This window comes from Streptomyces sp. NPDC048516, from assembly GCF_043199875.1.
Taxonomy (GTDB): Bacteria; Actinomycetota; Actinomycetes; order Streptomycetales; family Streptomycetaceae; genus Streptomyces.
The window spans coordinates 24,331-37,871 of the sequence record NZ_JBICWS010000002.1 but is presented as its reverse complement, the minus strand read 5'-3'; the positions used below and the strand labels follow the sequence as shown (position 1 = coordinate 37,871).

13 protein-coding genes and 1 pseudogene are annotated in these 13,541 nt (G+C 71.2%); 4 read left to right on the top strand and 10 right to left on the bottom strand.

Going from position 1 to position 13,541, the window contains the following annotated elements; genetic code table 11:
- Positions 1 to 89 precede the first annotated feature (89 nt).
- Both ACGFR7_RS04100 and ACGFR7_RS04095 read right to left on the bottom strand, forming a co-directional pair.
- Complete coding sequence (locus ACGFR7_RS04100) at positions 90 to 965, bottom strand: alpha/beta fold hydrolase (protein WP_393312729.1); 876 nt, start codon at positions 963 to 965, stop codon at positions 90 to 92.
- Positions 966 to 1,461: 496 nt separating this feature from the next.
- Positions 1,462 to 2,154, bottom strand: coding sequence for a metal-dependent transcriptional regulator (locus ACGFR7_RS04095; protein ID WP_311624700.1), 693 nt, complete (start codon positions 2,152 to 2,154; stop codon positions 1,462 to 1,464).
- A 214-nt stretch (positions 2,155 to 2,368) separates the two neighbouring features.
- Here ACGFR7_RS04095 and ACGFR7_RS04090 point away from each other — a divergent pair, with 214 nt between their 5' ends.
- Positions 2,369 to 3,136 carry an SIS domain-containing protein gene (locus ACGFR7_RS04090; RefSeq protein ID WP_393312727.1) on the top strand — a complete coding sequence of 256 codons (768 nt, stop codon included), beginning with the start codon at positions 2,369 to 2,371 and terminating at the stop codon, positions 3,134 to 3,136.
- Between the two features lie 132 nt (positions 3,137 to 3,268).
- Here ACGFR7_RS04090 and ACGFR7_RS04085 read toward each other — a convergent pair whose 3' ends face one another.
- On the bottom strand, positions 3,269 to 4,933 hold the full coding sequence (locus ACGFR7_RS04085) for a PAS domain-containing protein (protein WP_393312725.1): 1,665 nt from the start codon (positions 4,931 to 4,933) through the stop codon (positions 3,269 to 3,271).
- 410 nt (positions 4,934 to 5,343) lie between these two features.
- Positions 5,344 to 6,033, bottom strand: a complete 690-nt coding sequence (pdxH, locus tag ACGFR7_RS04080) for a pyridoxamine 5'-phosphate oxidase (protein WP_393312723.1) — start codon at positions 6,031 to 6,033, stop codon at positions 5,344 to 5,346.
- A 412-nt stretch (positions 6,034 to 6,445) separates the two neighbouring features.
- Here pdxH and ACGFR7_RS04075 point away from each other — a divergent pair, with 412 nt between their 5' ends.
- Positions 6,446 to 7,549, top strand: a complete 1,104-nt coding sequence (locus tag ACGFR7_RS04075) for a citrate synthase 2 (RefSeq protein WP_393312721.1) — start codon at positions 6,446 to 6,448, stop codon at positions 7,547 to 7,549.
- 223 nt (positions 7,550 to 7,772) lie between these two features.
- Here the strand turns inward: ACGFR7_RS04075 and ACGFR7_RS04070 are convergent, their stop codons facing one another.
- From ACGFR7_RS04070 to ACGFR7_RS04045, 6 genes and pseudogenes are all read right to left on the bottom strand, one after another.
- Positions 7,773 to 8,396 carry a TetR/AcrR family transcriptional regulator gene (locus ACGFR7_RS04070; RefSeq protein WP_393312719.1) on the bottom strand — a complete coding sequence of 208 codons (624 nt, stop codon included), beginning with the start codon at positions 8,394 to 8,396 and terminating at the stop codon, positions 7,773 to 7,775.
- Complete coding sequence (locus tag ACGFR7_RS04065) at positions 8,384 to 9,154, bottom strand: enoyl-CoA hydratase family protein (RefSeq protein ID WP_393312717.1); 771 nt, start codon at positions 9,152 to 9,154, stop codon at positions 8,384 to 8,386. The genes ACGFR7_RS04070 and ACGFR7_RS04065 overlap by 13 nt, the downstream gene beginning before the upstream one ends.
- A complete protein-coding gene (locus tag ACGFR7_RS04060; protein ID WP_393312715.1) occupies positions 9,151 to 10,767 on the bottom strand; it encodes a 4-coumarate--CoA ligase family protein in 1,617 nt (538 codons plus the stop codon). Before ACGFR7_RS04060 ends, ACGFR7_RS04065 begins: the two co-directional genes overlap by 4 nt.
- 145 nt (positions 10,768 to 10,912) lie before the next feature.
- Positions 10,913 to 11,041 (bottom strand): annotated as a pseudogene (locus tag ACGFR7_RS04055) (acyl-CoA dehydrogenase); the annotation flags it as partial.
- Positions 11,042 to 11,286: 245 nt separating this feature from the next.
- The gene (locus ACGFR7_RS04050) at positions 11,287 to 11,502 is read right to left on the bottom strand and encodes a DUF397 domain-containing protein (protein WP_393312713.1); all 216 of its coding nucleotides are present in this window, start codon (positions 11,500 to 11,502) and stop codon (positions 11,287 to 11,289) included.
- Complete coding sequence (locus ACGFR7_RS04045) at positions 11,499 to 12,356, bottom strand: helix-turn-helix domain-containing protein (RefSeq protein WP_393312711.1); 858 nt, start codon at positions 12,354 to 12,356, stop codon at positions 11,499 to 11,501. The genes ACGFR7_RS04050 and ACGFR7_RS04045 overlap by 4 nt, the downstream gene beginning before the upstream one ends.
- A 238-nt stretch (positions 12,357 to 12,594) precedes the next feature.
- Here ACGFR7_RS04045 and ACGFR7_RS04040 point away from each other — a divergent pair, with 238 nt between their 5' ends.
- Positions 12,595 to 13,206, top strand: coding sequence for an ATP-binding protein (locus tag ACGFR7_RS04040; protein ID WP_393312709.1), 612 nt, complete (start codon positions 12,595 to 12,597; stop codon positions 13,204 to 13,206).
- 16 nt (positions 13,207 to 13,222) lie between these two features.
- The gene (locus ACGFR7_RS04035; RefSeq protein WP_393312707.1) at positions 13,223 to 13,519 is read left to right on the top strand and encodes a hypothetical protein; all 297 of its coding nucleotides are present in this window, start codon (positions 13,223 to 13,225) and stop codon (positions 13,517 to 13,519) included.
- The last annotated feature ends 22 nt before the right edge of the window (positions 13,520 to 13,541 follow it).

The following is a 13,541-nucleotide window of genomic DNA, read 5'->3' as shown; positions in this document are numbered from 1 at the left end:
ACGCCCCCACGCCGAGCGCATGGCCCGCGCCGAGCGCATGGCCCGCGCCGCGATGCTGCAGTGCCTTGCCGCGCGGGCCGTCTGCCTTCTCAGCCGGGCATCGTGGCCGTACGGAGAAAGGGCTCGATGGCGGCGCACCAGGCGTCGGGTTGTTCCCAGGGGAGCAGATGGCCGGCGTCGGGGATTTCGGCGTAGGCGCCGCGCGGCAGCACCCGGACCATCTCCATGGCCTCGGCACGGCCCAGTTCGGCATCGAGGCCGCGGACGACGAGGGTCGGGCACGGGACCTGGGCGAGCTCTTCCCAATGAGCGTCATGCACCCAGGTCTCACGGGCGGTGAGCATCTGGCGGCGGGAGAAGACCGGGCGCCAGCCGTCGGCGCGCTCGGCCATCACCTCGGCGAAGAACTCGCCGCGGGCAGGTCTGGGCCGCTCCAGGGTCGGGTCGTCCTCGCCGAACCACCTGCGGACATCCGCGAGGGTGGCGAACGGCAACGGCCAGGACCGGAACCATTCGGTCCACTCGTGCTGCGAGGCCGCCCCGAGCGCCGAGGCCCGCATATCGCAGATGACCAGCGCACTGACCAGATCCGGTCTTCGGGCCGCTAACTGCCACGCCGTCAGGGCCCCCATGGCGTGTCCGACAAGGGCGACCGGGGCGAGGCCGAGCTGTTCGATGGCCGCGAGGGCGTCATCGACGTACGCCTCGCGGTCGTACGGCCCCTCGGCGGGCTTCTCGCTGCGGCCGTGACCCCGCTGATCCAGCGCAACGGGACGGTGGCGCGCGCTCAGACGCCGCGCGGTGGCCGCCCAGTGCGAGGCGCGGCCCATCAGGCCATGGAGCAGGAGTACGGCAGGCCGTTGCTCGCTCTCCTCCAGCCCGCCGCCGATCTTGGGCGGGTCGGTGAATTCCCAGGCGGCGAGGCCTACACCGCCGGCCCCTGTGACATCGATGCGCTGCACCATGTGCCTTGGCACCCCCAATCGTCCCTTGAGCAGCTCCACACTATCGAACCCCTATTCGAACGCGCCGTTTCGGCGCGCAATACCCCTCGTTCGAGTGACCTCACTCAAGGATTGGCCGCGCCCGCCACGGGGAGACATCTGCCGGGAGGCGGGCCCTACCGGGAAGGGGGCCCGTGGGGGAAGACCCTGGGAGCTCGGGGCTCCGGGTCTTGGGTGGGGGACATGGGGAGGCAGGGCCCCGGCTGCTCGCAGCGCCGGGGCCCTGACTGTCTCCGTCATACGTGGATGCATCCGAGCCCCCTCCCCGGCCAGGACAGGCCGATGCATGGCCATGCGTCAGCGTGACACGAGACCGGCCGTATCGCACGGATTCGCACAAGTCCGTTCAACCGGAAAGAACTTGCCGAGCCCGCTGAGCGGCGCATCGGCGCAGTTCAGCGGGCTCGCGGGAAGGCTTCGGCCGCAGGCGCCGAAAAGAAAGAGGCTGAAACTGCTTTCAGCGCTTGGCGACAAACACATGGGCGGCGATCTCGGAGTCCAGCTCGGCGGCCTCGCCGCTGCTCCCGACCAGCACCCCGCCCGACGACTCCGTCACGCTCACCACCGCGCCCGGCTGCACACCGGCCCGCCGGAGGGTGTACATCAGCTGGGCGTCGGCCTGGATCGGCTCGCCGATCCGGCGCACCACGGCCGTCTTGCCGTCGGCCCCGGCGTCCAGATCCATCAGGCTCACCATCCCGGCGTCCAGGAACGGGTCGCCCCCGGCCTTCTCGCCGAGCTCTTCCAGCCCCGGGATGGGGTTGCCGTACGGCGACTCCGTCGGATGCCGCAGCAACTCCACGACGCGGCGCTCGACCGCCTCGCTCATCACGTGCTCCCAGCGGCACGCCTCGGCGTGCACCTGCTCCCATTCGAGCCCGATGACGTCGACGAGCAGGCACTCGGCGAGGCGGTGCTTGCGCATCACCCGCGTCGCCAGCCTGCGGCCCTCCTCCGTCAGCTCCAGATGCCGGTCGCCCGCGACCGTCAGCAGCCCGTCCCGCTCCATGCGCGCGACCGTCTGGCTCACCGTCGGGCCGCTCTGCTCAAGCCGCTCCGCGATGCGGGCGCGCATGGGGACCACACCCTCCTCTTCGAGTTCGAGGATGGTGCGGAGATACATCTCCGTGGTGTCGATCAGTCCGGACATGCGTGCCCCTCGATGTGTGGTGCGGTGGCCCTGAACTCAATTCTGACGCATCCCGCCGACAACGGTGCCTCCTCGTCTCCGGACCGGCCCCCCACGGCCGTATTGACAGGGCACCGGTCCGGACCGCAACGTGATCCGCGCCACTGATCAGATACGACGAGATGCGCCGTGCGCCGCGCCATACGGCGCGGCCCGACGAGAGGGGCCCGCGTCCATGGCTGAGAGCGACCGGAGCGACCGGCTGGCCGGAAAGTACTTCGACGCCGCGATCGACCTGCTGCGGCAGGTCCGCGACGGCGAGGGCGACCGGATCACCGCGGCCGGGCAGCTGATCGCGGACGCCGTCGCGGCGGGCGGCCGGGTCTTCTCCTTCGGCGCCGGGCACTCCTCGCTCCCCGCGCAGGACACGGTCTACCGCGCGGGCGGCCTGGCGATCATGAATCTGCTGTCCGTTCCGGGTGTCGTCGGCGTGGACGTACGGCCCGCGACGCTCGGCAGCGCCCTGGAGCGGGTCGACGGGCTGGCCGGGGCCGTCCTGGACACCAGTCCGCTGGAGGCGGGCGACGTGCTGGTGATCATCTCGCTCTCCGGCCGCAACGCGCTGCCCGTCGAGATGGCGAGGAACGCCCGCGCTCTCGGCATCAAGGTCATCGGCGTGACGTCGGTGGCGTACGCGGAGACGACCACGTCCCGGCACGCCTCCGGCAGCTTCCTCAAGGACCACTGCGACCTGGTACTGGACAGCCGGATCCCGGTCGGCGACGCGGAGTTGGCACTGCCGGGCATCGACGCGCCGTTCGCCCCCGCCTCCACCGTCGTCACCAGCGCGATCATGCAGGCCATGGTGGCGACGGCCGCGGGCACCCTCGCCGAGCGCGGCATCGACCCTCCGCTGCTGCGCTCGGGGAACGTCGACGGCGGGCACGACTGGAACGCCCGGGTGATGAGCGAGTACGCGGACCGGATCTTCTACCGGCAGTAGGGGGCCGGCCCTTCTACCGGCAGTAGCGGCAGCCCGCCCCGGAACAACCGCGGGGCCCGGAGCGAATGCCGAGCCCGGAGCAACCACTGGCCGGTCCGACCCGCCCGGCCCGGCCCGGAACAGTGGCCCGCCTCAGAGCGAGGCCGCGCCCGCGAGGTCGAGGGCCGCGGCGATCCGGGCCGCGACCTCCTCCGCGTAGTCCGCGTCCGCCCGGTCGAAGGGGCGGCGCGCGGGTGCCCGCAGAAAGGTCGCGACACCGAGCGTGCGGCCCCGGCTGCGCAGCACCACACACAGCCCGTGCACGGTGCCGTCCGGCCAGTTGCGGGCGGCCGCCCAGCCCTCGGCCGAGGCGGGACCGGCGCTGGTACGCACCGAGCCGCCCCGCTCGTACGCCTGGAGCGCCGGATGCCCCGGCACGTACGGCGTGGGGATCCCGGTCGCCGGCAGCCGCTCCGAGGGACCGGGCGAGCCCGCCGGGGAAGCCAGCGTCCGCACCAGCCGGGGCGCGGACCACCGCGGACGCCGGCCGGCGTCCGCGCGGGCGGCCACGGCACTGCCGACCACCGCACGGCCGGCTACCGGACTGCCGGTGTTCGGACTGCCGGTGGCCGCCAGGGAATCTGCCGTCAGCCCGGCGCCGTCCGCACCGGACGCCTCTGCCTCCGCTGCGGACGCGGCTGCGGACTCCTCGTCGGACTCCTCCTCGGGCGCGGCATCGGGCGCGGAGGCGGAGGCGTCCTCGTACGGGGAGGGGTCCTCGTATGGGGAGGCGTCCTCGTACGGACCGCCTTCGGTGACCGCCCCGTACGGCTGGGGCGCGGGCGTCGCGGCGAGGTCGACCAGGCCGTGGTCGGCGAAGCCCGCCAGGGCGAAGTCGAGGTGGACCGCGGCGGCCTCGGCCGGGTCTGGGCACTCCGCTGCCGCCCGGCCGGCCCGGTGGAGCTGATGGGCGCGGAAGCGCAGCAGGGAACTGTCCTGCTCGGCGCGCTTGGCGGCCGTGACGTCCTGGAAGAGCCAGGCCACCCCCAGCGGCACCGGCTCCTCCGCCAGCGGGGAGGCCAGCCGGACGAAGCCGCTGCGCCAGCACCGGCGCGGCAGCTCGGCCTCCTCGGAGCGCAGCGTCACCCACTGCTCGGCGACGGCCGGCGGCGCGCCCTCGGCGAGGACGTGCTGCAGGGCGCACTCCAGCTCCTCGACGCCCTGTGCCAGCAGCTCGCCCAGGGGGCGCCCCAGCAGGGCGGTGCGCCCCACCCCCAGGGCACGGGCGGCGTGTGCGTTGACGACGGCGGGCCGCAGATCGGCGTCGATCAGCACCACGCCCCATGACGCGTCCTCGAACAGCGCCTCGCTGAGCGCGATGGACCGCTCCAGGTCCATCTGGGTGTGCACCTCGCTGAAGGCGCAGTACACCCCCGCGACCCGGCCGTCGGGCCCGCGGACCGCGGAGGCCTGGGTACGGACGAGCACGCGGTGGCCGTCCTTGGTCAGCAGGGCGAATTCCTGCACCTGGCGGCCCGGGGAGCGCATGGCGGCCGTGAGTGCGGCGTCGATCCCGTCGGCGTCCTCCTTGCGGACCGCCCAGCCGGCCAGCCCGTTACGCCCGACGGCTTCGGTGGTGGTCCACCCCAGGATGCGTTCGGCTTCGTGGTTCCAGTGGGTGACCGTGCCGTCCGCGGCGAAGGCGACCAGGGCGGCGTCCATCCCGTCCAGCAGCGCGGCGAGCAGACCCGAGTCATCGGCCTCGTCGGCGGACCAGCGCGCCGCCGACGACGCAGAAGAAGCTGACGAAGCAGTCACTGGCACCCCTCACGAAACCCGGCCGCACGTGCTCCACCTGGGAACATTCAACTGGAACGTGACACACCCCACAGCCGGTTTGCGGAAATCGTTGCTAACGGGAAATTCCCTTGTGTGCGGCCGGCCGGCTTCCTAATGTGTGGAGCACACGAGAAGGGAGGTGGTTCGGCAGATGATTTCGCACCGGACGCGTGAGGTGGCTGCGGGCTAGCGGCCCGTCGCTTCACCCGAAGTGCAGCGCCGGACCAGCGCATACTGCAGATGCGCAGCCGGCCAATCCCAAGCAGTCACCCGACCCGCGGGCTGCCGGTTCGTCCGACCGGCCCTCTGCGCCACCGAGCGCGGAGGAAACAGCCCGCGGGTCGTCTGCGTTCCCACGCTCTCCGCGCTCTGTCCCCCGGACCCCGCCGTCAGGGGGCCAGGCGCTCCACCCGCCAGGACTCGTGCTCGCGCACGTACCGCAGCCGGTCGTGCAGCCGGTTGAGCCGGCCCTGCCAGAATTCGACCGTCTCTGCGGCGATCCGGTAGCCGCCCCAGTGCGGGGGCGCCGGCACCTGCTCGCCCTCCGGGTAGCGGGCCGCCAATTCCTCGTAGGCCTGCTCCAGTTCCGCGCGCGAGGCGACGGGCGCGGACTGGTCGCTGGCCCAGGCGCCGAGCTGGGAGCCGTGCGGGCGGGTGCGGAAGTAGGCGGCGGTCTCGTCCCGGCCGATGCGTTCCGCGGTGCCGGTCACCACGACCTGGCGGGCGAGCGGGTGCCACGGGAACAGCAGCGAAATGGCTGGATTTCCGGCCAGTTCGCGCCCCTTCCGGCTGTTGTAGTTCGTGAAGAACACAAAGCCGCGGTCGTCGAATGCCTTGAGGAGCACGGTCCGCGAACTCGGCCGGCCGCCGGCGTCCGCCGTGGAGACGACCATCGCGTTCGGCTCGTGCAGACCGGCCACCGTCGCGTCCTTGAACCAGCGTGCGAACTGGTTGTAGGGGCTGGCGGCGAGGTCGGACTCGACGAGTCCCTCGGCGCGGTAGTGCGCACGCATGGAGGAGGGATCGGGGGTCTCGGCATGAGGCGCTTCGGCTGGGTGCACGGCCTCATCTTGCAACATCGGATCCGGCGCGGTCAGCCGGAAGGGGCGGAAGTCTGCCCCTCGTCGACCTGGCGTAACCCTCCCGTCGGCGGATCGACCGTTGTGCCGAGTCTCACCCCTCCCGGCAGCTGAGAGACCCCCAGAATGAGGGGGCGCCCCACTGTGGCCGCCGGACGGGGAGAGCTATCGTGTCCGTCCGGCCTGAAGGGACGCACCACACCGCACCTGCCCGCCCGCGGTCCGACCCACCGCGGGCAAGACCGCCGCGTGACCGACGCCCTGGCGGGGCATCACCTGCGTGACCGGTACGGACCGCGAGCTGCCCGGCGCAGCCGCGTAACCGCACCGGTCGCGCACCGCACACCGAGGACTCGACCGCACGGCAGCCGGTCACGGACCGCTTGCCGTCCCCATTTTGAGGAGCTGCCTGATGTCCGACTTCGTACCCGGACTCGAGGGAATCATCGCGTTCGAGACGGAGATCGCCGAACCGGATAAGGAAGGCGGCTCGCTCCGCTATCGCGGGGTCGACATCGAAGATCTCGTCGGGAAGGTGTCCTTCGGAAACGTCTGGGGGCTGCTGGTCGACGGGGCCTTCAACCCGGGGCTGCCGCCCGCCGAGCCGTTTCCGATCCCCGTGCACTCCGGTGACATCCGGGTCGATGTGCAGTCGGCGCTCACCATGCTCGCGCCCGTGTGGGGCCTGAAGCCGCTGCTGGACATCGACGAGGCGACGGCCCGTGACAACCTTGCCCGCGCCGCGGTGATGGCCCTGTCGTACGTGGCCCAGTCGGCGCGCGGGGCCGGCCTGCCGATGGTGCCGCAGAAGGAGATCGACACGGCGGAGACCATCGTGGAGCGCTTCATGAAGCGCTGGCGCGGGGAGCCCGACCCCCAGCACGTCAAGGCCGTCGACGCCTACTGGACCTCGGCCGCCGAGCACGGCATGAACTCCTCCACCTTCACCGCCCGGTCCATCGCCTCCACGGGCGCGGATGTGGCGGCCGCGCTGTCCGGCGCGGTCGGCGCGATGTCCGGCCCGCTGCACGGCGGCGCGCCGTCCCGCGTCCTCGGCATGATCGAGGAGATCGAGCGGTCCGGCGACGCCTCCGCCTACGTCCGGCGGGCGCTGGACGCGGGCGAGCGGCTGATGGGCTTCGGCCACCGCGTCTACCGTGCCGAGGACCCGCGGGCGCGGGTGCTGCGGCGGACCGCCCGGGACCTGAACGCCCCGCGCTTCGAGGTCGCCGAGGCGCTGGAGAAGGCCGCGCTGGAAGAGCTGCGCAACCGCCGTCCCGACCGGGTGCTGGCCACCAACGTCGAGTTCTGGGCGGCCATCGTCCTGGACTTCGCCGAGGTCCCGGCGCACATGTTCACCTCGATGTTCACCTGTGCCCGTACGGCCGGCTGGAGCGCGCACATCCTGGAGCAGAAGCGCACGGGCCGACTGGTCCGGCCGTCGGCCCGGTATGTGGGCCCGCCGGCGCGGGGGCCGCAGGAGATCGCGGGGTTTGGGGACATCGCCCCTCGGTGACGCGTTTCGCTGCGCTTTGCCCCGGCACGTTTTCGGCTCTCCCGCCGTGAGGTTTCTCTTGGTTGCGGCGGGCGGGGCCGCTGAGCTCAGCGGCCCCGTTCGCCGCCGGGGGTACCTCCCACGCCCTTCAGGCAGTGGGGGCGCAACGGTGGGCGCACCGCACAGCGGGCGACTCACGGCGGGCAACCGCCACGGCGGGCCGGCCGAAGACGTGGGAAGCCGTCTACCCGGCCAAGAGGCCATCGATGATCTTGGCCCATTGCTCGACCACCCGGTCCCGGCGAACCGTGTCATCCGTCAGGAGATTCGCGAGTCCCAGGCCGCGGGCCATGTCGAGCAGGCCCTGGACGGTTTCCCGTACGCCGGGCACGGCCTCGTCGGCGTCCAGCAGGGCCACGGCCGTGCGGTGCGCCTCCCGGCCGACCTTGGCCTCCAGGGCGGTGACCCGGTCACGGAGCGGCTCCTCGTCGGAGGCGGCCACCCACAGGTGCAGCGCGGCGCGGAACAGCGGGCCCGTGTAGAGGCCGACCAGCTCCTCGACGATGATCCAGGTGCGGGCCACGGAGCCGGCCGGCGGCAGATTGCGGGCGACGGCCTTGACCGCGCCCTGCCGCTTCTCGGCGACGTGTTCCACAGCCGCCGTGAACAGGTCTTCGCGAGTGCGGAAGTGGTGCTGGGCGGCGCCCCGTGAGACGCCTGCGCGCTCGGCGACCACGGAGACCGTGCTGCCGCTCCAGCCACGCTCGGCCAGGCAGGAGACGGCGGCCTCCAGCAGTTTGAGGCGGGTGGCGCGGCTGCGTTCCTGCTGGGGCTGTTTGGGGCCGCGGGCGGGGGTCACCGCGCCCATGCGGGGGCCCGTCGTTCCAGGAAGGCGGTCATGCCCTCGCGGGCCTCGGCGGAGCCGAAGAGCCGCGCGGACTGTTCGGCGAGCGCTTCGGTGTCGCGGTCGAAGGCGGCCAGCACCTCCGCGGTGACCAGCTTCTTCGACTCGGCCAGGCCCTGTGGTGAGCCCTTGCGCAGCCCGTCCAGAACGGGGGCGAGGCCGGTGTCGGCATCGTCGGCCGCGAGGGTGACCAGGCCGATCCTGGCCGCCTCCGCCGCGCCGAACTTCTCGCCGGTCAGGTAGTAGCGGGCCGCGGCGCGCGGGTCCAGCCGCGGCAGCAGCGGCAGGGAGATGACGGCGGGGGCGAGGCCGAGGCGGGCCTCGGTGAACGCGAAGGTGGTGTCCGGTCCTGCCACGGAGATGTCGCAGGCACCGAGCAGGCCGAGGCCGCCGGCCCGGACGTGTCCGGTGACCCGGGCGACGACCGGCTTGGGCAGCGCCACGATGCTGCGCAGCAGCCGGGCCAGGCCGAGCGGCCCGTCCTTCGCCGAGCCCGCGGTGGCCTCGGAGAGGTCCGCACCGGCGCAGAAGGTGCCGCCGGTGTGCGTGAGCACGACGGCGCGGGTGGCGTCGTCGGCGGCGGCGTCGGCGAGGGCCTGGCCGAGTTCGGCGACCAGGCGGGTGGAGAGGGCGTTGCGGTTGTGCGGTGAGTCCAGGGTGAGAGTGGTGATGCCGTGCTCGTGGGAGCGCGGGACCAGGGTCGTGGCGGGTGCGTCGGTCATCGGGGGGTCGAGCTCCTTTCCCTGGCGCGCAGTTCGCGCCGCAGGATCTTTCCGGTGGTGGCGCGCGGCACGCTCTCCAGGAATTCCACGCGGCGCACTTTCTTGTACGGGGCGACCTGGTCGGCAACGTACGCGATGACCTCGTCCTCGCTCAGGCTGGCCCCCCGCTGCCGGACCACGAACGCCTTGGGCACCTCGTTGCCGTTCGCGTCCACGACACCGATGACCGCCGCGTCGGCGATGGCGTCATGCCCGAGCAGGAGCGCTTCGAGATCGGCGGGGGCGACCTGGTAGCCCTTGTATTTGATCAACTCCTTGACGCGGTCGACGACATACAGCCAGCCGTCGTCGTCCGTCCGCCCGACGTCGCCGGTGTGCAGCCAGCCGTCGGGGTCGATCATCGCGTCGGTCTCGGCGGGCCGGCCCAGATAGCCCTTCATGACCTGCGGGCCGCGGATCAGGATCTCGCCGCTCTCCCCCGGCGGCACGTCCTCGCCGGTCGCCAGGGACACCAGGCGCATCTCGGTGTTGGGGATCAGCTTGCCGACGGCGCCGGGCGGCGGGTCCGTCGCGTCGAGGGGGACGCAGTGCGTGCCCGGGGACAACTCGGTCATGCCGTACGCCTGCAGGACCGGCGGCAGGCCGAGCCGCCGGGAGCAGGCCGCCGCCAGCTCGGCGTCCAGGGGCGCGGCGGCGGAGACGAGGTAGCGCAGGGAGGAGAGGTCGTAGTCGGCGACCAGCGGGTGTTTGGCGAGGGCGAGGACGATCGGGGGCGCGACATAGACGGCGGTGATGCGGTGCTTCTCGATCGCGGAGAGGAACTGCCGCAGGTCGAAGCGGGGCAGCACCACGACGGTGGCGCCGTTGCGCAGGGGTGCGTTCATCAGGGCGGTCAACCCGTAAATATGGAAGAAGGGCAGCACCGCCAGCACCCGGTCGTCCGGGCCGCTGGAGACCAGCGGGGTGAGCTGGGCGAGGTTGGTGGCGATGCTGCGGTGGGTGAGCATCACGCCCTTGGGGGTGCCGGTGGTGCCGGAGGAGTAGGGCAGGACGGCCAGGTCGTCGGCCGGGTCGAGGGCGACGGACGGTTCCGGGTCGGTACCGGCGACGAGGTCCTGTACGGAGCGGTGGCCCTCGGCCCGGTCGCAGACGAGGATCTCGGCGATGCCGCCGGCCTGCTGCGCCGCGGCGCGGGCGGTGTCCAGCAGCGCCGCTACGGTCACGATCCAGCGGGCCCCGGAGTCGCCGAGCTGCTTGGCGAACTCGCCCTCGGTGGCGAGTGGATGGACGGTGGTGACCGCCGCCCCGCAGCGCGAGGCGGCGTAGAAGACGACGGGGAAGAGCACGCTGTTCGGGCTGTGCAGGGCCAGCACCTCGCCCTTGCGGACCCCGGCCGCGGCGAGGGCGGCCGCGAGCCGGCGGGTGAGGTGGTCCAGCCGGTCATAGCCGAGGGTGGTGCCGTCGAGGCCGTCGATCAGGGCGGGCCGGTCGCCGTACTCCGCCACCCGCCCGAGGACCGCCTCGTGGATCGGCAGTTCTACGGGGGCGACGTCGGCGTACTCACTGCGGAACACATGGGCTGCGTGGAACGCGCGGGATGCGTGGGACACCATGCCGGGGCCTTTCCCTTCGAGGTGGGTACGGCGGGGCGGTGCGGGCGTGGCGGGGCGGTGCGGGGCGGCACCGGCGGTACGGGTACCGGTCGCCGGTCAGTCGGTCTGCGAGTGCCGCACGGGCACGGACAGCAGCATGGCGCGCTCAGTACAACTTGGGCAGTCCCAGTGACTGGTGCGAGACGAAGTTGAAGGTCATCTCGCGGCTGACGGGGGCGCTCCGCGCTACCCGGGCGGGATTCACCAGGACGGCCACCCCGTAATGGTGGGTGAGTCTCGCCAAAGGGACTGCTATGACCATGAGTTCTGCCCCTCGCAACGCTGGACTAGCGGCCTTCAGAGAGTGACAGCGACACCAAGAACAATCAAGCGTGCTTGCATAATTCGCGGCGTGCACCAAGCGCCCGCCCAGTCACGTTCCCGACGGCCACGCCTTCCCCCGTAGGCTCAACGGCACCAGTACGGCGAACGGCCCACCCCGAATGCCCCGGGGCGGGCCGTTCCCTCACTGCTGTTCGGCTACTGGTCGAACCGGCCCTCACTGACCGCCTCGACAAAGCCGGCCACCTGAGCGCGGCTCAGCAGCAGCGCCGGCCCGTTCGGGATCTTGCTGTCCCGCACCGCGACCGACTCACCGTCGATGATGCCGAACTCGACGCACTGTGCACCGGTGTCGGACCGCGACGACTTCCACCAGTCGCCAGCAAGCGTCGAGGCGTCGTCAATGTGGCTCATACTTGATCCCTTATCTCTGCGATGCGATCGACGGACGCCTCGACCGGCAACGCTGCTGCGCGCAGTCGCTCGACCGCGTCCTGATAGGCGCCCACCTGTTCCCGTTGCTCCACGTAGAGGGCAGAGGTCAGACTTTCCGTGTGGACGACATCGAGGTCTGGATGTCCCTCGAACCCGAGAACCGTGAACGACCCCAATTGCCCAACGTGGAGTGGGGCGTCCGTCGGCAGAATCTGGATGTTGATGTTGGGTCGCCTGCTCAGGGCGCACAGCCGGGATAGCTGATCACGCATCACGCCCTCGCCGACGCACCGCGTACGTAGTGCGCCCTCAGCGATGATTGCCCACAGGTCAAGCGGCTGTTCACGAGTCAGCACACTTTGACGTGCGAGACGCACCTCGACCAGAGCATCGATTCTGCTCTCGACAGCAGCCGACATCGCCGTTGCCGTAATGATCTCCCGAGCGTATTCGCCCGTCTGCAACAGCCCCGGAATGGCGCCCATCTGCCATGTATGGATGTTCGTCGCCTCAGCCTCAAGGCTGATCAAGTCCTCATAGACCGGCGACAGTACGCCGCGATAGCTGTGCCACCACCCGCGCCGCGCGCCCTCGCGCGTGAGGGCGAGCAGAGCGGCACGCAACTCCTCATCGTCCGCGCCGTACAGATTGAGCAGCATCTCAACGTCGGCCGGCTTGGCCGCACTCCGGGCAGTCTCGATACGAGACAGCTTGGGAACGTTGATGCGGCCGGCTGACTTCTCCGCCACCTCTTCGAGCTTGAGGTCGAGGGCATCCCGCAACGCGCGCAGCTTGGTGCCGAGCCTGCGCCGGCGGACCGTTGGTGCGCTCACGTACCCCTCCGTTCCTGAGTCACGGCCGACAGTCTGCCGCCTGGGCTCCAACCATGTCACCTGGCAAACCCCCTGCATGAAGGGCTATCTCACGGCGATGTGCAAATTCTCATTTCACTCTTGAGAGGGTTGCAAATCCAATGCAAGAGAGAGCACGCTGGTGCAACGAAAAGTGACCGTGCCAACCGCTGGCGTCACGAAACGCTGCGCTGCTTGGCACTGCCTGTAGGGAGTTTGCATGGCGACCATGCGGCCTTATGCATTACAGGAAGCGTGCTGTCACCCGCCGTCCGGGGTGCCGCGACAGGCGATGATCCCCAGTAGCCCCGAAGCACCCGCGGCGGCCCGCCGCTTTGTCTCCGAGGCCCTGGCGCAATACGCCCCGACCATCGCTGAGTCGACAGTCGAGGACGTGCGGCTCGTCACCTCCGAGATGGTGACAAACGCATACCGCTACGGGACCGAACCGGGCGACTCCGTACTCGTCGTCATCGTGCCCGCGGCCGATCTGGTGCGGATCGAGGTGCACGACCCGCGTCGCAAGCGCCCGCAGTACAAGCCCGAGTCCGCCATTCGGGCCCGCGGCCGTGGCCTGTTCATCCTGGACGCCCTTGCAAAGCGGTGGGATGTCGACGACCGGCCCTTCGGCAAAATCGTGTGGGCGGGGCGGAGGTGGCAAGTTGACCACCGCCCCGCGCCCCCTTCGTGCCATACCGGGGCCTGGGTTCATCACCCGCGTTGTCGTGTCGACGTGGATCGAGCGCGTGCGAAAAGTCGAGGACGCCATTCCGTGGCTGCTGATTGGCCACCCGCCCCCGCGGCCTCTGTTGGAGACGCGCGAGACCATTGAGGACAGCCTCTTGGGCATGGCCGATGCGATGGAGCTGTCACCCCTGACCGAACTCGTACCGGACATCGGTGATCGCCTGCTGATCGGCGGACGCATCACGGCCCTTGATTACGGCCACCCGATGTTCGTACTCGCAGTGCCCAAGCCATCGGCACGGTGGCGCGAGCTGGTCGCCCGCGGCGGGCACGCGTGCGTGACACTCTGCCTCGACCCGATCCCACCTGGCGCCAGCCGGGATGCCGTCGAGGTGTTCCTCTCGCGTTCGATCGCTAATGGGCGGGCCCTCGTGGGTGCCGCATCCGCGCGCCGGTAGACGACCCTAGACCGACCCCGGT